The organism is Bifidobacterium sp. M0353 (assembly GCF_016100645.1).
GTDB classification, from domain to species: Bacteria; Actinomycetota; Actinomycetes; order Actinomycetales; family Bifidobacteriaceae; genus Bombiscardovia; species Bombiscardovia choladohabitans.
Window position 1 is genome coordinate 418,005 of the sequence record NZ_JACFSB010000001.1, and the last position, 21,275, is coordinate 439,279.

The window sequence follows — 21,275 nt, forward strand, 5'->3', positions numbered from 1 at the left end:
ACCACAGACCGGGAGCGGATGGGAGGCGATGACGGCATGAACGATTCATATGAACACGGCATGACAAAACTGGTGGAGAACTATCGAGAGGGTCGACGACGATGGGGCGTGGAAGATGCTGACAGGCGATGGCTCCAGCAACCCTTGACAGACTGGACTGTCGGCTTGAGGGGTCGGCAGCAGGCTCACCCGCCTCTGGACTCCGACTCGGCGGACCGTCTGGCTGTGGCCATCAAGGAAACCCTGGCCATACGCGACGGGCTGATTCTGTCAATCCTGGCGCCTGAGCCTGGTCTGCACGCTGACCGGCTGCTGGACCTGTGTGTGCGTCCCAACGATGCGTCCAATGTGACGGTGCTCTGCAACATTCTGGATGCGGTCTTCAAGGACCCTGCCACGCGGCCGGACCATCCGCGTTGCCGGGCCGGGCTGGCCATGCTTGAAGCCATAGCTGATCAGGTTCCGCCGGGGTTTCGGTCCCAGCCCCTGGCGGTCGCGGCCTACGTCGACTGGTGGAGTGGGGGATCCCGGGCATCCGGGTTCGCCGAGGAAGCTCTTTCCGACGACCGCTCATGCAGTCTGGCCGCCATCGTCCTGGCTTTGATCGGCCGCGGCATCGAACCGGCCTGGAGGCAATCGGGCTGAATCGGGAATAATCGTCCCCCTGGGGTGGTTCACTTAGTGAGTCTAAGATTTGACCTTGCCATAGCTGTGCCTTGAAAGCAGTGTCGGCGGGTGGGATGATCCAGGAGGAGAATTTGGCCACGAAGGACACCAAGTCAGCCAAGACAGCCGCAGTGGATACCGGGAAGGGCCGGACCAGTTCAACCGCCGGCAAGACCAAGACCGCCACCAGGTCCAAGACCAGCAGCAGCAAGGCGTCCCGCAAGACCGCAGCCCGCAAGACCGCCACTGCCAGCACTTCGACGGCCAAGACCAACCGTCGCCCGGCCTCCAAGACCAAGAAGAAGGTCGAAGAGGAGCCCATCCTGCAGCCGGAGGAGCAGGAGCCCGACGAGGACCTGCTCAAGGACCAGGAGGACGACGACCAGCTGGACAAGAGCGAGGATCAGCTGGAGGACGAGCCCGACGAGGATGATCAGGAGGAGGACGAGGCCCACCAGGTCGAGGATGAGGCCGAGGAGGACCGCAAGGCCGCCCATGCCCTCGCCGCCAAGGTCAAGGGCGCCTTCGTCGTCGACGATTCCGATGACGATGAGAATGTCACTCCCTCAGGCAACCCCAAGCGTCGTGTGGTCACCGCCGGCGCCACTGCCGATCCCGTCAAGGACTACCTCAAGCAGATCGGCCGCGTCAGCCTGCTGAACGCCGAACAGGAGGTGGACCTCTCAGAGCGTATCGAGGCCGGCCTCTATGCCCAGCATCTGCTGGACACCGAAGGCGAGGGCATGGACTTCAAGCGCCGCCGCGAGCTCAAGTGGGCCGCCAACGACGGGAAGAAGGCCAAGGACCATCTGCTGGAGGCCAACCTGCGACTGGTGGTCTCCCTGGCCAAGCGATACACCGGCAGAGGCATGCTCTTCCTGGACCTGATCCAGGAAGGTAACCTGGGTCTGATCCGTGCGGTGGAGAAGTTCGACTACACCAAGGGCTACAAGTTCTCCACCTACGCCACCTGGTGGATTCGTCAGGCCATCACCCGTGCCATGGCCGACCAGGCCCGCACCATCCGTGTGCCCGTTCACATGGTCGAGGTCATCAACAAGCTCTCCCGCGTCCAGCGTCAGATGCTGCAGGACCTGGGTCGCGAGCCCACCCCCGACGAGCTGGCCCGTGAGCTGGACATGCCCGTCGAGAAGGTCCAGGAGGTCCAGAAGTACGGGCGCGAGCCCATTTCCCTGCATACCCCTCTGGGCGAGGACGGTGACTCGGAGTTCGGCGATCTGATCGAGGACACCGACGCCATCGCCCCCTCGGATGCTGTGGCCTTCTCCCTGCTGCAGGAGCAGTTCCAGCAGGTGCTTGAGACCCTGAGCCCCCGCGAGGCCGGCGTCATCAAGATGCGTTACGGCCTGGAGGATGGGCAGCCCAAGACCCTGGACGACATCGGCCGCGTATACGGGGTCACCCGTGAGCGCATCCGCCAGATCGAGTCCAAGACCATGTCCAAGCTGCGGCATCCTTCGCGCTCGCAGACCCTGCGTGACTTCCTGGATCAGTGACCTCTGCGCCCGGCGGGGAGGTCCGGATGCTGTCGAGGCCTCCTTGCTAGAAATGGTCATCGGTGCGTAAGCGACCGCCCATGCGAGGACCCGTGTCCCCTGGGCGCCAAGAGGTGAACGGCGAGGAAAATGGTGGCGAAAAAGCCTGAAAAGGGAAAGTCCTATGGTGCCGGCAGTCTGACGGTCCTGGATGGCCTGGACGCAGTGCGCAAACGTCCAGGCATGTACATCGGGACCACGGACAGCCAGGGGCTCATGCACTGCCTTTGGGAGATCATCGACAACGCCGTGGACGAGGCCCTAGCCGGCCAGTGCGACCACATCAAGGTCATTCTGCACAAGGACGGCTCCATCGAGGTGGACGACAACGGCCGAGGCATCCCCGTCGATATTGAGCCTCGAACCGGGCTGACCGGCGTGGAGGTGGTCCTGACCAAGCTTCACGCGGGCGCCAAGTTCGGCAACTCCTCCTACACGGCCGTGGGCGGCCTGCACGGCGTGGGCTCTTCGGTGGTCAACGCCTTGAGCTCCCGACTGGACGTGGAGGTGGACAGGGATGGCAAGACCCACCGGATGCGCTTCCACCAGGGTCATCCCGGCACCTACCAGGACCCAGATCCGGAGCGGCCCTCGCCTGACTCGCCCTTCAAGCGCACCAGGAAAAACCGGCCTACACCCCTGGAAGTAGTGGGCAGCGTGCCCAAGTCCCGGACCGGGACCAGGGTGCGCTACTGGGCCGACCCAGAAATCTTCAACCCCACGGCCCGGTTCAGCTACGCCCAGCTGATCGACCGGGTGCGCCAGACCAGTTTCCTGGTGCCCGGCCTCAAGATCACCGTGATTGACGACCGCATCCCCGCCACAGGAAGCGCCGAACAGGACCTGCGCCTGGAGGTTGACGGCGAATCCGCTGCGGAGCCGGACAATCAGAACGTTCAGGACGATCAGGAAAACCTTCATGGATCTTCCAACAGCGACGATCTCTCTGAAGAAGGCACCGAAGGCGAACGTGCCGAGGACGCGCAGCCGGATGATGCCGACCTTTCGGCCACCGAGCGGGCCGACCGGGCCATGCTGCAGCCGGAGGACGAGTCCGGCCATCAGCGCGTGGAGGAGTTCCTGCACACCGGCGGGGTGACGGACTTCGTGGACTTCCTGTCCAAGGGCGAGCCGGTCAGCGACATCTGGCGGATCAGCGGCCAGGACACCTACCAGGAGGAGACCCAGCGGGTGGGCTCGGACGGTGAGTTGCACGCCGAGCAGGTGGAACGCGTCTGCGGGGTGGATATCGCCCTGCGCTGGGTCAACGATTACGATTCAGTCGTTCGCAGCTTTGTCAATGTGGTGGAGACGCCCGGCGGAGGCATGCATGTGGACGGGTTCATGAACGCCATGACCCGCCAGGTGCGCAAGGCCGTGGAGGCCAACGCCCGCCGCCTCAAGGTCAACCTCAAGGATTCCCACACCAAGGTGGAGCGAGACGATGTCCTGGCCGGGCTGGTGGCCGTGGTCACCGTGCGTATCGCCGAGCCGCAGTTCCAGGGCCAGACCAAGGACGTGTTGGGTACGGCCCAGGTCAAGCCCATCGTCACCCGGATGACCGACGACCAGTTCGGCCAGATGATCAGCGGCTCCAAGCGTGGCTTCAAGGAGCAGTCCGGTCAGGTGCTGGAGAAGATTGTCGGCGAGATGCACGCCCGCGTCCAGGCACGCAAGACCAAGGAGGTCACCAGGCGCAAGAACGCCCTGGAGTCGGCCTCCATGCCCTCCAAGCTCTCGGATTCCATGCCCGGCAACGACGACATCGCCGAGCTGTTCATCGTCGAGGGCGACTCCGCCCTGGGTACGGCCAAGGCAGCCCGAAACTCCATGTTCCAGGCCCTGCTGCCCATCCGTGGCAAGATCCTCAACGTGCAGAAGGCTTCCCTGTCCCAGATGCTGACCAACAAGGAGTGCGCCTCCATCATCCAGGTGGTCGGCGCCGGCTCGGGGGCCAGCTTCGACATCGACCAGGCCCGCTACAACAAGGTCATCATGATGACCGATGCCGACGTGGACGGTGCCCACATCCGCATCCTGCTGCTGACCCTCTTCTACCGCTACATGCGGCCCTTGATCGAGAATGGGCGGGTCTACGCTGCCGTGCCGCCCCTGCATCGAATCGCGCTTGCAGGCAAGAACAAGGGGAAGTTCATCTACACCTATTCGGACGATGAGCTGGAGGGCAAGCTGGCCGACCTGCGGGCCAAGCACATCGACTACAATCCCGATGTGCAGCGCTACAAGGGTCTGGGCGAGATGGACGCCGACCAGCTGGCCGACACCACCATGGATCCCCGGACCCGCATGTTGCGCCGCATCCGCATGGAGGATGCCGCTCAGGCGGCCGGCATCTTCCCCCTGCTCATGGGCGACGACGTGCCGCCCCGCAAGCAGTTCATCGTGGACAATGCCGACGACTTCGACCGGAGCAAGATCGACACCTGATCGACCTTCAGCAAGGCCCAAAGGGACGGGGAGAGGAGTGTGACGCATATGGACGATCCCTTGGATAATTTCTCCCCGCAGACGGCCGGCTGGTTCCGCCGGACCTTTCCCGAAGGGCCCACGCCGACCCAGGTGCAGGCCTGGCCGGCCATCCGCTCAGGCGGCGATGCGCTGATCATTTCGCCCACAGGGTCGGGCAAGACCCTGGCCGCCTTTCTTTGGGCCATCGACGAGCTCATGACCAGGCCCCAGCGATTTCGGAAACCTGGGGTCGCCGTGCTTTACATCTCGCCCATGAAGGCCCTGGGGACGGATGTGGCCCGCAACCTGCAGGCTCCGCTGGACGGCATCGCCGAGCGATTTGAACAACAGGGACGAAAAGCACCCAAGGTCCGGACGGGCGTCCGCACCGGAGACACCGACGCCCGCGGCCGCAGGGCCCTGGCCGCCCATCCCCCGGATATTCTGGTCACCACCCCCGAATCCCTCTATCTGATGCTGACATCCAAGACGGCCAGCACGCTGAAGAATGTGCAGACCGTTATTGTGGACGAAATCCACGTTTTGGCGGGCAACAAGCGCGGTGCCCATCTGGCCCTGAGCCTGGAGCGGCTGGACGACCTGGTCGGAGGGCCCGTGCAGCGGATCGGCCTGTCGGCTACGGTCCGGCCTCCCGAACAGGTGGCACGTTTCCTGGGTGGCAGCCGTCCGGTCAGCCTGATCCAGCCCAAGTCGGCCACAGCCATGGACTTACGGCTGATCGAGCCCCTGGAGGACATGGGCGATCTGGCAGCGCCACCCGGCGAATCCGGCGAAGAGGGTCAGGGGGGCGACCAAAGAAGCGGATCCATCTGGCCGGCCGTCGAGCGGGCCATACTGGACCAGGTCCTGTCCCACCGCACCACCCTGGTCTTCGTCAACTCACGAGGTCTTGCCGAGCGTCTGACCGCCCGGTTGAACGACCTGCACCAGTCCGATCTGCAAGCGTCCAACCACCCTAGCCGAGGCAGCAGTGGGCAGGACCAGCCAGGGTCACGTCCTGAAACAGACCAGTCCACGGGCAGGGTTGCGCAGGCCAGGGAGCCCGCTCACTACGATTCGGCCACCGGGTCCACCTCCGAGAGAACTTCCGGCCTGATTCTCGACCGACCCATTGCCATGGCCCACCATGGTTCGGTGTCCAAGGAGCGCCGCCGCCAGGTGGAGGACGACCTCAAGGCCGGCAGGCTGCGCTGCGTGGTCGCCACCTCCAGCCTGGAGCTGGGCATCGATATGGGCTCGGTCGATCTGGTCATCCAGGTCAATGCTCCGCTGTCGACAGCCTCGGGACTACAGCGGGTGGGCCGGGCCGACCACCAAGTGGGCCGGGTATCGCAGGCCAGGCTTTTTCCCCTGACCCGCGAGCAGATCCTGGAATGCACCGCCAGCATGGAAAGCATGGTCCAGGGTGATATCGAACCCACCGTCATGCCCAGCAGTCCCTTGGATGTTCTGGCCCAGCAGACTGTGGCCGCGGCCGCCATGGGACCGCTCAAGGAGCAGGATTGGCTGGCCACGGTCAGACGGGCCGCGCCCTTCGCCCACCTGGACCAGCAGGTCTACCGGGCGGTGCTGGGCATGCTCAGCGGCGCCTACACCTCGCAGGACTTCACCGCCTTCCGCCCCATCCTGGTCTGGGACCAACAGACAGGCACGCTGACGGCCCGCCCCGGCGCGCAGCGACTTGCGGTGACCTCCGGAGGCACCATTCCCGACCGCGGCTCCTATAGTGTGGTCATGCCCTCCGAGGCCGCCGGCGGCAAGCCCCGCCGAGTGGGGGAGCTGGACGAGGAGATGGTCTACGAGTCCCGCAAGGGGGATGTGATCACCCTGGGCACCACCTCCTGGAGGATCCAGCAGATCACCCGCGACCGTGTGGTGGTGGTGCCCGCTCCGGGACGCTCAGCCAGACTGCCCTTCTGGCACGGGGAGGGCACCGGTCGTGACCCCGCCTTCGGCCGTCGTCTGGGCAGGCTTGCCAGGGAGTTGTCGCAGGGCCTGATACCGGCGGTCCAGACTGCCTCCGGTCGGCCGGGCTTCACTCAATCCGTCTGTTCTCGTCTGTTGGAGGACGGCCTGGACCGTCCTGCCATCAACAATCTGGCTGCCTTTCTGGCCGAGCAGCAGGCCTCCACCGGCCGGGTGCCCGACGATCGACACCTGGTGGTCGAGCGTTGTCCCAACGAGGAGGGCGACCTGAGGCTGATACTCCATTCGCCATACGGCCGCAGGGTCAACGAGCCCTGGGCCCTGGCCATCGCCGCCCGGCTCTCCCGCGAGCGCGGCTATGACGGTTCCGTCTGGGCGGGGGAGGATGGCATCGTCGTGCAGATCCCGGGCACCGACGCCTTCCTGGATGATCAGCGAATATTCGGATTCACCCCCGATCAGGTGGAGCGCGAGGTCCGACGGCATCTGGTTGGCTCTGCGCTCTTCCAGGCCCGCTTCCGCCAGTGCGCAGCCCGCTCGCTCTATATGCCCAGGATGGAGCCGGGCCGCAGGGTTCCACTTTGGCAGCAGCGTCTGCGGGCTTCCCGTCTGCTGGACGCGGCCCTGAAGGAGAATGACTTCCCCCTGGTTCTGGAGACCATGCGTGAGTGCCTGCAGGACGTCTACGACATGCCTGCCCTGTGCGAGCTCATGGCCGACCTGGAGCAGGGGAGCGTCCGTCTGGTCCCGGCCTCCACCAAGACTCCCTCGCCCATGGCCTCAGGGATGCTCTTCGGCTACCTGGGGACCTTCATGTACCAGTACGACATGCCCAAGGCCGAGCGCGACGCCGCCATGCTGGCCATCGATTCCGACCTGCTGGAGCAGATGGTCGGGCAGGTGGACATGGCTGACCTCCTGGACCAGGAGACCGTCGATCAGGTGACTGCTGACCTGCAGCGGCTTTCGCCCAAGACCCGGGCCAGGGGTGCCGAAGGGCTGGCCGACCTCTTGCGGACCCTGGGCCCCATGGATCCGGCCGGGATTCGTCGGCGCATGCGTGGTCAGGAGGACGAGCCGGTGACGCAGGCACAGGTTCAGGCCATGCTCAAGCAGCTGCAGGACCAGTCCAGGGTGGTCCAGGTCAGACTGGGCACCCGCGACTGCTGGGTATGGGCCGGTCAGGTAGGAAGGTTGACGGCGGTCCTGGGCCCAGGCATCAACCATCCATCCTCCCGGCCGACAAAGCAATCGGAATCGGACAGCGAGGCCTTCGACCAGCTGGTCAGGCAATACGCCGCAGTCCATGGGCCCTTCACCACCGAGGACCTGGCCGGTCACCTGGGCCTGGGCAGTGCTCTCTTGGAGGACAGGCTGCGTTCCCTGGTCGCACGCGAGCTGCTCATGACCGGGGTCTTCCCCCGTCCCGACCTGACAGTCTATGACGAGCCCGGATGGGAGGGAGGCGAACCCCGCCGAGGATGGCTGGATCCCGAGGTCTTCCGTCGGCTGCGCTCGCGGTCCCTGGCCAAGGCCAGCAAGGCCGCCAGGCCGGTCCCCGGTCATGTCTACAGTGACTTTCTTCTTCACCGGCAGGGTCTGGCACCCCTGGGCCAGGAGCCTTTGATGGGCACCGAGGGACTGCTGGAGGTCGTTGCGCAGCTGGAAGGGCTGGCTCTGCCGTCCGAACTCTGGGAGTCGGCTATCTTCCCGGCCAGGGTGCGTGATTACGGTCCGGCATTGATGGACGATCTGCTGGCCTCGGGTCAGGTGGTCTGGGTGGGGTCCGACCAGGGGGAGGGCCCGCTGGGCGCCATGACTTTTTATCTGGCAGAGGATTTGGATCAGGAGCTTCCAGCACGGTCCGCCGATTCCCCGTCGGCCACGGATGAGATCGGCAAGTCGGGCAACCTGGACAACCCGGGCGATAGGGAAGAGGCCCTGCTGGATGTTTTGGCCGATGGGGGAGCCTACCGCTTCGATCGGCTTCTGCGCGCCTGTGCCGGCCGGAGTGGGGATGACCTTGAGCCCCCTGTTTCTGAGGCCCCCGTCCAGGAGGCCATGGCCCGGTCGCTCTGGAACCTGGTCAGGCGTGGACTGGTCACCAACGCCTCCCTGGCTCCGGTTCGGCGCCTGGTCCGAGGATCAGGCTCACAGACCTCGGGTAGGACGCGCCGTTTGCCCCATGGTCTGCGTGGACGCGGCAGGCCCTTGGGTCGCGCGGCCTTGACGCGGACGGCCGGCTCATCAGCGCTGTCAGCGGCGACGGAGGGATTCTGGACCCTGGTTGCGGATGAGCGCGGAGCATCGGGGATTGGCATGGCCGATTCAAGCGACAAGCTCAGAAGCAGCCAGGACGATGACCGGCAGCGGACCGTCCGCCTGGTCCACCAGGGGCAGGCCATCCTGGACCGTTATGGGCTTCTGGCCCCGGTCCTGCCCGAAGTGCGATCCCTGCCCGGCGGATTCTCGGCCCTCTATCAGGTTTGCAGACGCATGGAGGAGGCCGGCCAGTTGACGCGTGGGGTCATCGTGGACGGTTTCGGCGGTGCCCAGTTCGCCCCCCGGGAGGTGATCGACCAGCTCAGGGACTTCCAAGAAGGTGAGCGCAATGATGATGGTGAAGGCGGATCGAAGCAGCGGCCGCCCGAACCCGTGGTCATGGATGTGACCGATCCCGCCAACCTCTATGGCACGGCCCTTGCCTGGCCGACCACATCAGGGGATGCCGGCGGTCGTCCCACTCGGCGGATGGGGAACCTCCTGGTGCAGAATCGAGGCCGCGCCCTGGTTTATGCGGCGCCCAAGGGGCATCATCTGCTGGTCTTCGGTGAGCCCGAGCGTGGATTGCTGGAGGCCGCCTTCGCCCAGCTGGCCTCATGGCTGAGGCGGGGCGGGCAGGGGCGCATCCTCTTCAGTAATGCCAATGGCCGGCCCCTGACCATGCGCGAACCGGTGGGCATGGCCCTGGCCGCCGCCGGATTCACGGCCGGGCCGGGCGGCATGGCCCTCTACTGAGTCTTTTTGCTGAGCGCCCTCAGGCCACGAAGGCGATGGGCGCTGCCAGCTCCTGGCCGGAGGCATCCCGACGCATGTCCACATCGGGCAGTTCGACCGGGGAACCGGCAGCGGTGCTGGCGCGCAGGGGCCAGGCACCCACCCGGGCCAGCAGCAGGGTGTCCTGTCCCTTCAGGAAGCGTTGGGAGCGCACGCCTTTCGTTCCGCGGCCCTTGACCGGATACATCTCCAGCGGGGTCAGCTTGGCCGAGCCGTTCTCGGTGCCTGGAAGGGCCTCGGAGTCGCCGGCCACGGTCAGGACCACGGCCCCGGCCTGGGTGCTCATCCCATCCTCGCCGGTCTCCTGGTAGGTCCAACCGATCTCCCCGGCCGGCACGACCGCGAAGGTGGCGACCTGGCAGCCCTGGGCCAGACGGATACCCGCCATGCCGGCGGCATTGCGGCCCTGAGGGCGAACCTTGTCCCCGGTGAAGGTTAATAGGCTGGAATCCGAGGAGATGAGCACTATGCGGTCCCCGTCCTGGCAGGGGGCCGCGAAGACCACCTGGTCGCCGTCCTTCAGGTCGATGACCGACCAGGAGTCCATGGTGGTCGGCGACTCGCGGTTCCAGCGCTTGACCGTGCCCAGGCGTGTGCCCAGGGCCAGAGGTCGGGAGTCGGCCATGTCGATGACGGTGACGGCGTGCTCGTCGGCCTGGGGTTCGGTGCTGGCGGTTCCGCCAAGGAGCTCGTCAGCCACGATGCCCCCGCCCAGGTTGGGGTTGGCGGTGGCCGGGATCAGCGGCAGGTCGGCCACAGGTGCGGTGATCAGCCGTCCAGCCGTGGTGACCAGGCCGTAGGTGGCCAGGGTGGTGGTGGCGAATATGGCGATGATCTGGTCATCGTGCCCACGGTCCTGGTTGCGCGGGCGGGACCGCCAGGCATCCAGGGCGCCCGGGGTGCTGCGTGCCAGCAGGCCGGTGGCGCTCATCATGACCGTGCAGGGCTTGTCCTCCATGTGCAGGTCGCCGCCGTCGCCACCGCTGCCGCTTCCTCCGCCGGCCAGCAGCGCAGCCTGGGAGCCAGCACCCACTTTGCCTGAGGTTTGCTGAGTGGTCTGTTGATCGCCGGCCGCCGACTGCACGGGGGCCAGGTCACCGGAGGGCTCCTGGTCCAGGATGACCGTGCGCCTGGGCGTGCCCCACTGGGCCACCGCCTGATCCATCTCCTGGATGACCACCCGGTCCAGCTCGGACGAGGAGCCCAGAATCCGCTCCAGTTCCTCCAGCTGCTTGTTCAGGTCGTCGCGCTCGCCCTCCAGCTCGATCCGGCTCATCTTGGTCAGCCGCCGCAGCCGCAGGTCAAGAATGTACTGGGCCTGGATCTGATCCAAGTCGAAGACCGCCATCAGCCTGGTCTTGGCCGCATCCGCATCGTCCGAGCTGCGGATGACCTGGATGACCTCGTCGATGTCGACCAGGGCCAGCAGGAGCCCCTCGACCAGGTGCAGGCGCTCCAGGGCCTTTTTGCGGCGGAACTCGCTGCGCCGATGGATGACCGTGCGCCGGTGCTCCACCCAGACCTCCAACAGCTCCTTGAGCCCCATGGTTCTGGGCCGTCCATGGACCAGGGCCACGTTGTTGATGGTGAAGGAGTCCTCCAGGGGCGTGTACTTGTAGAGCTTGCCCAGGACCTTAGCTGGGTCGAATCCCGTCTTGATCTCGATGACCAGGCGGGTCCCGTTGTGCCGATCGGTCAGGTCGATGGCGCTGGAGATGCCCTCCAGCTTGTGGTTGCGCACCCCATCCGAGATGCGTTCCAGAACCCGCTCTGGGCCCACCATGAAGGGCAGTTCGGTGACCACGATGGCCTTCTTGCGGGCGGTCACGTTCTCCAGGTGGGTGACGGACCTGGTCACGAAGGCACCCCGGCCGTGCTCGTAGGCCTTGCGGATGCCGTCCCGTCCCACGATGATTCCGCCGCCTGGCAGATCCGGACCGGGTACGTAGCGCATGAGCTCGTCCAGGCTTGCGTCCGGGTGGGCCATCAGATACTTGGCGGCGGCCACCACTTCGCCCAGGTTGTGGGTGATCATGTTGGTGGCCATGCCAACGGCGATGCCCGAGGCCCCGTTGACCAGCAGGTTGGGGATGGCCGAGGGCAGGACCTGGGGCTCCTTGAGCTTGTTGTCGTAGTTGGGGGAGAAGTCCACCGTGTCCTGGTCGATGTCGGCGTTCATGCCCAGGGCCGCCGGGGCCAGCCTGGCCTCGGTGTAGCGGGAGGCCGCCGGTCCGTCGTCCAGGGATCCGAAGTTGCCGTGGCCGTCGACCAGGGGAAGGCGCATGGCGAAGGGCTGGGCCAGGCGGACCATGGCCTCGTAGATGGATGAGTCGCCATGGGGGTGCAGCTTGCCCATGACCTCGCCCACGGCCCTGGCCGACTTCATGTAGGGGCGGTCGGGATTGAGGTTCATCTGGCCCATCTGGTAGATGATCCGCCGCTGGACCGGTTTGAGTCCGTCGCGGGCGTCGGGCAGGGCCCTGGCGTAGATGACCGAGTAGGCGTATTCCAGGAAGGACTTGCTCATCTCCTCGTTCAGGGGGGTTTCGACGATGTGCTCCTTGACCTGCCGGGGGTCGTACCCCGCCGCCTTGCTCCTGCGATGAGTTGCCATGCTCCAGCTCCTGCTCCTTCACGTTCCGCCTTATGATAACCGGACGGTCCGCCAAAGCATTCACAGCAGGGATGCAGTGTCGGCCTGGGGTCTGACCGTGCTTGAATGGAAGGCATGGGTCTGGATACACCTGACATGAAGGAACTGCTGCGGCCGAGTCCGCCTATCCGATACGGGGACCGGGCGGGGGACAGGCAGGTTGGCGGGGCCAGGCATCTGTCCGCCGTCCTGCCCGCCCTGAGCGCCTGTCTGGGAACGCCCGTGTCCACTGACGTCCATCCGTCTGCCAAGACCCTCCAGGAGGCCCTGGGACTGCCGGAAGCCCGGTCGGTGGTCGTCGTCCTGGTGGACGGCTTGGGATTCTGGAACCTGGTCAGCCGCCAGGGCCATGTGCCCTACCTGCGCTCGCTGCTGTCCGAACCCATCAACCAGCGTCCCCTCTACACCAGCCTGCCCTCGACGACCGTGGCGGCCATGGGGGTCTTCGGCACCGGAACCAGCCCTGGACTGACCGGCATGACCGGCTACACCCAGCTGAATCCGGACACCGGCCAGCTGGGCCAGATGATCCAGTTCAGGGGGGCCCAGGATCCCGAGCGTCTGCAGCGCCGCCCCACGGTCTTCGAGACCCTCCAGGCGCAGGGTGTCCGGGTGACCTCGTCGGGTATGCCGCGTTTTCGTAACTCCGCCCTGACACGGGCTGCTCTGCGTGGCGGGGACTACCTGGCCCACAACCACTCCCGTCAGCGTCTCCTGGCCGCCTGCCAGGCCGCCCGCCGGCCGGGGCTGACCTACCTCTATATCCGCGATGTGGACAAGGTGGGCCACCACAGCGGTTGGGAGGGCGAGGAGTGGGTGGCCGCCCTCGAAGCGACCGATGCCCAGCTGGCCGAGCTTCATCGCCGCCTGCCCGCCGGGACGTTGACGGTGATCGTGGCCGATCATGGCATGGTCGAGGCTGATCCGGACCAGCGCATTGACATCGCCCAGGACCCGGAGCTGAACCGGGATGTGCGACTGGTGGGCGGTGAGCCCAGGGCGGTCATGCTCTACCTGGACCAGGGGGCGGATCCCCAGGTGGTGGCTGCACGCTGGCACCAGCGTCTGGGGGAGCGGGCCTGGGTGCTGACCCGGGATCAGGCCATACAACGGGGCATCTTCGGCCCTGTGGACACCCGGGTTCGACCCATGATTGGCGACCTTCTGGTTCTGGCCGGCGACCGGGTCACCCTGGTGAATTCTGCAGATCAGACTGATGCCGCAACCAGACTGCCTGGTGTGCATGGCTCATGGACCCGTCTGGAGACGCAGATCCCCTGTCTGATCGATCTGGTCTGACTACTTGCCTCTGACTACTTGCCGAAGAGGATCTCGTCCCAGCTGGGTACGGCCGACCGCCCGGAGTGCTTTTTGGCCCGCTTGCCGCGGCGGCCCTCCCTGGTCTCGTCCTCCTGCTCATCCTGACCGGCATCATCGCCTTGTTCCGGCTCCTGGCTCTGCCCATGGTTCTGTACGGGCAGGACCATGGTGGATTCATTGTCTCGGATGGGAGGATGCTCGGCCGTGTCGGGGTCCTCGGTCAGTTCCGCACTGGGGTGGCTGGGCTTTCGCTCGGCTGTCCGCTCCTGGCCTTCCTTGGGCTTGCCATAGAGCCAGGCTGTGAGTGCCGCCTGGCGCTCGCCGTCCTCCTGGTCGTCCGAACCACGGTCCTCTTCCCCGATTCGGGCAAGGGCATCCTCCTGGTTTGGAGGTCGCCTGTCGGTCTGGTCGTCGATCTCTTCGGCGGGACCCTGGTCCCAGCCGGGACGCTCCTGGCCATGGTCGTCTGCGGAATCGTCCAGCAGCATCCTGGCCGCCCCGTTCATGCAGGTCACGGTGTTGTCATGCATGTTCCAGGCCCAGCGGGCGTTGAAGATCCGCTTGTCCAGCGTAAACACGCCGTTGATGTTCCAGGGTTCGTACCCTCGTCTGGTGGCCTGCCAGGAAACCTGTGACAGGCTGACCCCGGCACGGGCCAGCACCTTGCCGATCAGTTCCTGGTAGTTTCGCCCGCCCGACCCCTTGGGCGCCGGCATGGTCAGGAACTGCTCGATGGCGTACTTCTTTTCGGTCTCCACAGGGGCCGCGAAACGCCGTACCAGCGCTTCGTTGACAGCGTATTGCTGAGCCACCTGCTCTGGGCGGGCGCCGGCGCGCACAGCAGCCTGAATGGCTGATACAGGCAGTGGCTTGGACTTGCCGGTCTGGGGGTCCACGTCCTCTTCCTCCTTGACCTGCTTGGCCTCAAGAATGGCGCGATCAAGCGCATCGTCGACCCTTACGGCGAAGTGCCGGTGGTCACAGACGAAGACCAGATCGCCCCTGTCGTCGACATGGTCAAAGCTGGCCACCCTGGTCCCATTCTCAGACATGCACGCCCCTATCCTCTTACGGTTCCTTTACACGGCCTTAGGTATTTCCATTGTGCCCTACGGTTGGTATTTTACGTGCTTTTGAAATCGTGTATCCTATGCGCAGTACATATCGTGTGAAATGACCGGCATACGAGGTGGCTGGTCGAACAAGGAAAGGGTACACGATGGCACAGGATTACGATACCCCGCGCGACAAGGACGAAGACGAGGAATCCCTGCAGGAGCTTGGCAAAAACGGCCAGGATGCCGGGGCTGACCTTGACGACGACGAGAACGCCATCGCCGAGGACTACGAGCTGCCTGGCGCCGACCTGAGCAATGAGGACTCTTCGGTGACCGTCATCCCCATGCAGGGCGATGAATTCATCTGCTCCAACTGCTTCCTGGTCAAGCACCGGAGCCAGCTGGCCTACACCACCCCCGACGGCAAGCCCGTCTGCAAGGAGTGCGCCGCCTGATGGCCTATGACGAGTCCTACAACGAGCCTGAAACGGTCGAGGTCCTGTTCCAGTCCCTGGATGGGGCCGAGGTGCCGGAATACGCCATGCCCGGCGATGCGGGGGCCGATCTGCGAGCCAGTGTGGCTGTGGATCTGGCCCCCTTCCAGCGGGCCTTGGTGCCCACGGGAGTGGCACTGGCCCTGCCCAACGGCTACGTCGGCCTGGTTCATCCACGCTCGGGGCTGGCGGTCAAAATGGGGGTGACCGTGCTCAACGCGCCCGGGACCATCGATGCCGGCTACCGGGGCGAAATCAAGGTGCCGCTGATCAACCTGGATCCGCATGAGTCGGTCCACTTCGAACCCGGGGAGCGCATCGCACAGCTGGTCATCCAGCGCTACGTGCAGGCCCGTTTCGTGCCCGCCGAACGCCTGCCCGGCTCGGTGCGTTCGGATGGCGGATTCGGCTCGACCGGCCGCTGAGGCACCCTTCGGACACGGGCGGCCTGAATGGGCCAGACGCAAGTGTAGGATTGGTGCATTATATCAGGACATTGGAGGCTTGAATGGTCACTCAGGAGGGCAGCGTCTGTAGCAATGATGTCGGCGATCAGGCCCCTTCCGGCCTGTCCTCCAGAGCCTTGGGCTGCGAGGTCAGCGACGACCCGCTCAACCCCCTGATGCCCATCTGGGAGATTTGCTCCGCTCATCATCCCGATGAAGATCTGTCCATGCTTCAGCGCGCCTATGACCGGGCCGCGGTTCAGCATGCCGACCAGAGGCGCAAGTCCGGCGAGCCCTACATCATCCATCCACTGGCTGTGGCCCAGATTCTGGCAGACCTGGGCATGGGGCCCACAGTGGTTTCGGCCGGCCTGTTGCACGACACCGTGGAGGACACCGACTACACCCTGGAGCAGTGCAGGGACGAGTTCGGCGACACGGTGGCCGGTCTGGTGGACGGGGTCACCAAAATATCCAAGATGGACTACGGCGATTCGGCTCAGGCCGAGACCATCCGCAAGATGATCGTGGCCATGAGCCGGGATGTGCGCGTTCTGGTGGTCAAGCTGGCCGACCGGGTCCACAACGCACGCACCTGGCGCTATGTCAAGGCTTCATCGGCACAGCGCAAGGCCCGCGAGACCCTGGATGTCTATGCGCCCCTTGCCAACCGGCTGGGTATGAACGCCATCAAGACCGAGCTGGAAGAGCTCAGCTTCAAGACCCTCTATCCCAAGATCTACAACGAGATCGTGGTCCTGGTCTCCCGCAGGGCCGGCCAGCGCGAGGTCTACCTGAAGCAGATCCTGGACGAGATTCACGAGGATCTGGACGCCCAGGGCATCAAGGCCCAGGTGACGGGTCGGCCCAAAGACTACTTCAGCATCTACCAGAAGATGATTGTGCGCGGGCACGATTTCGCCAACATCTACGACCTGGTCGGCGTGCGCATCATCGTGGACACCATCCGCGACTGCTATGCGGCCCTGGGCGCCGTCCATGCCCGCTGGAGCCCGGTGCCGGGGCGGTTCAAGGACTACATAGCCATGCCCAAGACCAACCGCTACCAGTCCCTGCACACCACGGTGGTGGGTCCGGGCGGCAAGCCGGTCGAGATTCAGATCCGCACCTGGCAGATGCACCGTCGCGCCGAGTTCGGCATCGCCGCCCACTGGAAGTACAAGGAGAATGGTTCCGCCGGCCGTGAGCTCTCCCAGCCTGACAAGTCCGATGTCAAGCGTGAGCGCCAGGAGGGGGAGCTGAGCCAGGAGGACAACCTGACCTGGATCCAGCAGCTGGCCGACTGGACCAGCGAGACCCCGGACTCCAATGAATTTCTGGGCTCCTTGAAGGACGATCTGGGTTCGGCCGAGGTCTACGTGTTCACGCCCAAGGGCAAGATCATCTCCCTGCCCGCCGATTCCACGCCGGTGGACTTCGCCTATGCCGTCCACACCGAGGTCGGCCACAGAACCATGGGTGCGCGTGTCAATGGCCGTCTGGTCCCCCTGGATACCAAGCTGCGCAATGGGGACACGGTTGAGATTCTGACCAGCAAGTCGGATACCGATGGGCCCTCGCGCGACTGGCTCAGCTTTGCCAAGAGCCCCCGCGCCCGCAGCAAGATCCGTCAGTGGTTCAGCAAGGAGCGCCGTTCGGAGACCATCGAGGAGGGCAAGGACGAGCTGATCCGCGCCATGCGCAAGCGGAACCTGCCCGTGGCCACCCTGCTGACTCCCGAAGCCATGGTGGGGGCCGCCGACGAGCTCAACTATCCCAATGAGAATGCCGTCTACGCCGCCATCGGCGACGGACAGGTCTCCACCCAGAACGTGATCTCCCGGCTGGTCCATGACGCAGGCCGGTCAGCCCTTGAGGACGAGGTGGAGCAGGAGGCCATTCCCCTGCAACGGGTCGCCAAGTCCAGCCGGCCGGAGACTTCCCAGGGGATCTCGGTCAAAGGTGTGGACGATGTCTGGGTCAAGCTGGCACGCTGCTGCACCCCAGTGCCGGGAGACCCCATCACCGGGTTCATCACCCGCAATCAGGGTGTTTCGGTCCACCGGTCCGACTGCCAGAACCTCTTGGACCTGCGCAAGAAGCAGCCCGAGCGGATCATCGAGGTCTCCTGGACGGGCAAGCAGGGCACCTTCATGGTCCAGATTCAGGTGGAGGCCCTGGACCGGCCCCATCTGCTCTCGGACATCACCCAGGTGCTGTCCGACCATGGCGTCAATATCCTTTCGGGCAGCCAGTCCACAGGCCGGGACCGGGTGGCGGTCAGCCAGTTCGTCTTCGAAATGGGCGACCCCCAGCATCTGAACACCCTCCTGTCGGCTGTCAGGAAGATTGACGGGGTCTTCGATGCCTACCGGCTGACCGGAGCCAAGGGTTCGGCCAGCCCCCATATGCGGGCCATCTGACCTTCCCCTGCAGCCAACCACAGCTATGTCCTGCTTTCCTCTACTCTCTTGCGACAGCATCCTTGGTACCTCGGAAATTTGTCTGGCCAAAGTCTCAAAGATGGTTATCAACGGAGGTTACAGAAGGACCCCCGGTGGTCAATGACCAGGCCGGGGGTCCTAGCGGAAACGGCTGCAGTCAGCGCACGGCGTTCATCCACTGCTCCTTGGTGGCCTTCTCGGCCTCCAGCTCCTGCTTCTTGGCCGGATCCTGCTCGGCGGCGATACGACGATCCAGATCCTCAAGCTGGGCGGCCAGCTGCTGCTCGAAGCTGGAGACTCGGGCATCGGCCTCTGGGTCGGACTGGTTCCAAGCCGCATCCTCCACGGCCTTGATCTGCCGGTCGACGGCATCCATCCTGCCCTCGATCCTGCGCACGTCGTCACGGGGGACGAAACCGATGGCGTCCCATTCCTCCTGGATCCTGGCCAGTTCCTGCCGGGCCTGCTTGGCTGTCTTGGTGTCCTTGACGGGTAGCAGGGCCTCGGCCTTGGCCACCAGGGCCTCCTTCTTGGTCAGGTTCTCGCGCTCGTTGACGGAGGTCTTGTCACGGTCGGCCTGACGGGCGTTGAAGAAGACATCCGCGGCCTGACGGAACCGGGCCCAGAGGGCATCGTCATCCTGACGGCCCGCCCGTCCGGCCTGCTTCCAACGGTCCATGAGCTCGTTGAACTGGCGGGAGGTGGGTCCCCAGTCGGTGGAGTCCTTGATCTGGTCGGCCTCAGCGATGATCTCCTCCTTGATCCGCTTGGTCTCGGACCGCTGGGCGTCACGCTGCTGGGCCCACTTGCGGCGGGCCTGGTTGAAGGTGGTGCGGGCGGAGGAGAAGCGCTTCCAGAGCGCGTCCGCGTCGGCCTTGTCGATGCGGATGGTGGTGCGCTGGTGGTGCTGCCACTGTTCGAAAAGTGAACCGAACTTGTCCGCTGTGGAACGCCAGTTGGTGGAGTCGCCCAGGGAGGCGGCCAGGGCCTCGGCCTTCTCCACGATGGCGGTCCGCTCCTTGATGGCCTTGGCCATGGCGTCCTTGCGGGCCTGCGCCAGCTCGGCCTTACGGGCCTGGCCCTGTTCGGCCAGCTGGTCCAGCTGCGTGCGCAGGGCGGCCAAGTCGCCGACGGCCTCGGGCTGGCTGGTCTCCTCCTTGAGCGAGGCTATGGACTCGTCGATCTCGTGGGCCTTGATCTTGGGGCTGCGCAGCCGGGATGCGAAGAGGTTGAGCTTCTCCTTGAGGTCCAGGTATCGGCGGGCGTAGAGGTTCAGGGCCTCCTTGGCATCGGCGTTGGGGAACTGACCCACCTGGCGCTCCTGGTCGCCCTCGCGGACGAAGACGTTGCCCTGCTCGTCCACCCGGCCGAAGGATTCAGCCTTGTCGATCTCCTCCTGGCTGTAGGTGGGGGCGGCTGGAGCGGCTTTGACGTGAGGGGCCTTGTGGGCCAGAGCAGCAGGGGAGGGAACCGCCTTGGGCTTGGGTGCAGCAGGCGCTTCGGCAGTTGCAGGCTTCGTCTCAGCCGGAACCGGTGCGCTCTGGGTCGCCGCATCCTCAGTAGAAGCGGTCTGTCCGGCTTCGGGCGTCGTCGCAGCGGCGACCTGGCCCTCCGCGTCCGCGGTGTGCTCCTCCTGCGGTGTCGAGGTGTTCTCGGGTGTGATGGCGGTGTTGTCGGCCATGGCCAGCTCCTTAGGCTTGTGTGTTGGAGAGATCGCAAAATATGGCAATACCATTTTCCTTGACCTCCTATAGTATAGGTTCTTATGGCAAAAGGCACATCTCTATCCGGTTTCCCTGAATGGCTTCCTTCACAAAGAGTGGTGGAGCAGCGCATCATCGACACGCTTCGCAAGGTCTTTGAATTGAACGGCTACATCGGCATTGAGACCAGGGCCGTGGAAGAGGGCTCCAGCCTGCTCAAGAAGGGGGAGACCAGCAAGGAGATCTACCTGCTCTCCCGACTGCAGGACCTGGGTCAGGAGAAGGATGTACCGGTGGAGCGCAGGCTGGGCCTGCATTTTGATCTGACCGTGCCGCTGAGCCGCTATGTGGTGGAGAATAGCAACGACTTGACCTTCCCCTTCAAGCGCTGGCAGATTCAGAAGGTCTGGCGGGGGGAGCGCCCCCAGGAGGGACGGTTCAGGGAGTTCGTCCAGGCCGATATTGATGTGATCGGCAACGGGGAGCTGCCCGACCACTACGAGGTCGAGGTGCCCCTGGTCATGCTGAGCGCCCTGGAGGAGCTGCGGGCCTTCGGACTGCCCAAGCCCACCGTGCACGCCAACAACCGCAAGCTCTCCGAGGGATTCTACCGGGGTTTGGGTTTGGAGGATGTCGAGGGCGTTCTGCGCGAGATCGACAAGCTGGACAAGATCGGCCCTGACGAAGTGGCCAACCTGCTGGTCAGTGAGTGCGGCGCCAACCAGGACCAGGCCAGGGCCTGCCTGGATCTGGCCGAGCTGACCGCCGATGATGGCAAGCAGCTGCGCCAGCGGTTCGATGCCCTGGTCGACAAGGTCGGCATCGACAAGCAGTCCCCTTCTTATTCTCTGGCCATTGAGGGGCTGGAGACGCTGGCTATGATCATCGACGAGGCAGCCCGCATCCGGCCGGGCTCGGTCATCGCCGATCTGAAGATCGCCCGTGGTCTGGACTACTACACCGGTTCGGTCTACGAGACCTTCCTGGAGGGGGCGCAGTCCCTGGGTTCGATCTGCTCCGGCGGTCGTTACGACAACCTGGCCAGCCAGGGCAACCGCACCTACCCGGGTGTGGGGCTGTCCATCGGGCTTTCACGCCTGCTCTCCTACCTGCTGGCCCAGGGGGTCCAGGCCTCCCGTGTCTCCCCGGCTGCGGTCATGGTCGCTGTCTGGGACGAGGAGGATCGCACCGCCAGCAACCACATCGCCCAGGACCTGAGGGCCAGGGGGATCGCTGCCGATGTGGCTCCCACCGCAGCCAAGATCGGCAAGCAGATTCGCTATGCCGACCACCTGGGCATCCCCTATGTCTGGTTCCCGGCCAAGGAGGGCCAGCAGGAGGGCGACCAGGTCAAGAACATCATTACCGGCGAACAGGTTCCGGCTGACCTGGTGTCGTGGACGCCGGATAGCCTGTATGCCCGGCAGAGTGTGGAATACCAGGTCTGACGCAGGGGCAGGCC

The 21,275-nt window shown here is 65.0% G+C and carries 12 protein-coding genes; 9 read left to right on the top strand and 3 right to left on the bottom strand.

The window, feature by feature from the left end:
• The first annotated feature begins 36 nt into the window (after positions 1–36).
• From H3V04_RS01545 to H3V04_RS01560, 4 genes are all read left to right on the top strand, one after another.
• Positions 37–645, top strand: coding sequence for a DUF4192 family protein (locus H3V04_RS01545; RefSeq protein ID WP_198179212.1), 609 nt, complete (start codon positions 37–39; stop codon positions 643–645).
• A gap of 113 nt (positions 646–758) precedes the next feature.
• On the top strand, positions 759–2,183 hold the full coding sequence (locus tag H3V04_RS01550; RefSeq protein ID WP_373564640.1) for an RNA polymerase sigma factor: 1,425 nt from the start codon (positions 759–761) through the stop codon (positions 2,181–2,183).
• Positions 2,184–2,312: 129 nt separating this feature from the next.
• Positions 2,313–4,670, top strand: a complete 2,358-nt coding sequence (locus tag H3V04_RS01555; protein WP_198179229.1) for a type IIA DNA topoisomerase subunit B — start codon at positions 2,313–2,315, stop codon at positions 4,668–4,670.
• A gap of 48 nt (positions 4,671–4,718) precedes the next feature.
• Positions 4,719–9,656, top strand: a complete 4,938-nt coding sequence (locus tag H3V04_RS01560) for an ATP-dependent helicase (protein WP_198186989.1) — start codon at positions 4,719–4,721, stop codon at positions 9,654–9,656.
• Between the two features lie 19 nt (positions 9,657–9,675).
• On the opposite strand, the gene H3V04_RS01565 is transcribed toward H3V04_RS01560, so the two are convergent.
• The gene (locus H3V04_RS01565; RefSeq protein ID WP_198186990.1) at positions 9,676–12,309 is read right to left on the bottom strand and encodes a DNA topoisomerase (ATP-hydrolyzing) subunit A; all 2,634 of its coding nucleotides are present in this window, start codon (positions 12,307–12,309) and stop codon (positions 9,676–9,678) included.
• 114 nt (positions 12,310–12,423) lie between these two features.
• On the opposite strand from H3V04_RS01565, the gene H3V04_RS01570 reads away from it, so the two are divergent.
• A complete protein-coding gene (locus H3V04_RS01570; protein WP_198186991.1) occupies positions 12,424–13,647 on the top strand; it encodes an alkaline phosphatase family protein in 1,224 nt (407 codons plus the stop codon).
• A 14-nt stretch (positions 13,648–13,661) separates the two neighbouring features.
• On the opposite strand, the gene sepH is transcribed toward H3V04_RS01570, so the two are convergent.
• Positions 13,662–14,720, bottom strand: a complete 1,059-nt coding sequence (sepH, locus tag H3V04_RS01575; protein WP_154313600.1) for a septation protein SepH — start codon at positions 14,718–14,720, stop codon at positions 13,662–13,664.
• Between the two features lie 167 nt (positions 14,721–14,887).
• Here sepH and H3V04_RS01580 point away from each other — a divergent pair, with 167 nt between their 5' ends.
• The 3 genes from H3V04_RS01580 to H3V04_RS01590 all read left to right on the top strand — a co-directional run bounded on the left by H3V04_RS01580 (position 14,888) and on the right by H3V04_RS01590 (position 18,089).
• Positions 14,888–15,181 (top strand): DUF4193 domain-containing protein, encoded by a 294-nt coding sequence (locus H3V04_RS01580; protein ID WP_154313601.1) that lies wholly within the window; start codon positions 14,888–14,890, stop codon positions 15,179–15,181.
• Positions 15,181–15,645 (top strand): dUTP diphosphatase, encoded by a 465-nt coding sequence (dut, locus tag H3V04_RS01585; protein ID WP_154313602.1) that lies wholly within the window; start codon positions 15,181–15,183, stop codon positions 15,643–15,645. The genes H3V04_RS01580 and dut overlap by 1 nt, the downstream gene beginning before the upstream one ends.
• 83 nt (positions 15,646–15,728) lie before the next feature.
• The gene (locus H3V04_RS01590) at positions 15,729–18,089 is read left to right on the top strand and encodes a bifunctional (p)ppGpp synthetase/guanosine-3',5'-bis(diphosphate) 3'-pyrophosphohydrolase (protein ID WP_232342413.1); all 2,361 of its coding nucleotides are present in this window, start codon (positions 15,729–15,731) and stop codon (positions 18,087–18,089) included.
• A 178-nt stretch (positions 18,090–18,267) separates the two neighbouring features.
• Here the strand turns inward: H3V04_RS01590 and H3V04_RS01595 are convergent, their stop codons facing one another.
• Complete coding sequence (locus tag H3V04_RS01595) at positions 18,268–19,791, bottom strand: DUF349 domain-containing protein (RefSeq protein ID WP_198186992.1); 1,524 nt, start codon at positions 19,789–19,791, stop codon at positions 18,268–18,270.
• An 84-nt stretch (positions 19,792–19,875) separates the two neighbouring features.
• Here H3V04_RS01595 and hisS point away from each other — a divergent pair, with 84 nt between their 5' ends.
• Positions 19,876–21,261: a histidine--tRNA ligase gene (hisS, locus tag H3V04_RS01600; protein WP_198179245.1), complete on the top strand. Its 1,386-nt coding sequence runs from the start codon at positions 19,876–19,878 to the stop codon at positions 21,259–21,261.
• Positions 21,262–21,275: the final 14 nt, after the last annotated feature.

Coding starts and splice junctions, on each gene's coding strand:
- H3V04_RS01545 (WP_198179212.1), top strand. CDS start 37: ATGAACGATTCATATGAACACGGCATGACAAAACTGGTGGAGAACTAT.
- H3V04_RS01555 (WP_198179229.1), top strand. CDS start 2,313: ATGGTGGCGAAAAAGCCTGAAAAGGGAAAGTCCTATGGTGCCGGCAGT.
- H3V04_RS01560 (WP_198186989.1), top strand. CDS start 4,719: ATGGACGATCCCTTGGATAATTTCTCCCCGCAGACGGCCGGCTGGTTC.
- H3V04_RS01565 (WP_198186990.1), bottom strand. CDS start 12,309: ATGGCAACTCATCGCAGGAGCAAGGCGGCGGGGTACGACCCCCGGCAG.
- H3V04_RS01570 (WP_198186991.1), top strand. CDS start 12,424: ATGGGTCTGGATACACCTGACATGAAGGAACTGCTGCGGCCGAGTCCG.
- sepH (WP_154313600.1), bottom strand. CDS start 14,720: ATGTCTGAGAATGGGACCAGGGTGGCCAGCTTTGACCATGTCGACGAC.
- H3V04_RS01580 (WP_154313601.1), top strand. CDS start 14,888: ATGGCACAGGATTACGATACCCCGCGCGACAAGGACGAAGACGAGGAA.
- dut (WP_154313602.1), top strand. CDS start 15,181: ATGGCCTATGACGAGTCCTACAACGAGCCTGAAACGGTCGAGGTCCTG.
- H3V04_RS01590 (WP_232342413.1), top strand. CDS start 15,729: ATGGTCACTCAGGAGGGCAGCGTCTGTAGCAATGATGTCGGCGATCAG.
- H3V04_RS01595 (WP_198186992.1), bottom strand. CDS start 19,791: ATGGCCGACAACACCGCCATCACACCCGAGAACACCTCGACACCGCAG.
- hisS (WP_198179245.1), top strand. CDS start 19,876: ATGGCAAAAGGCACATCTCTATCCGGTTTCCCTGAATGGCTTCCTTCA.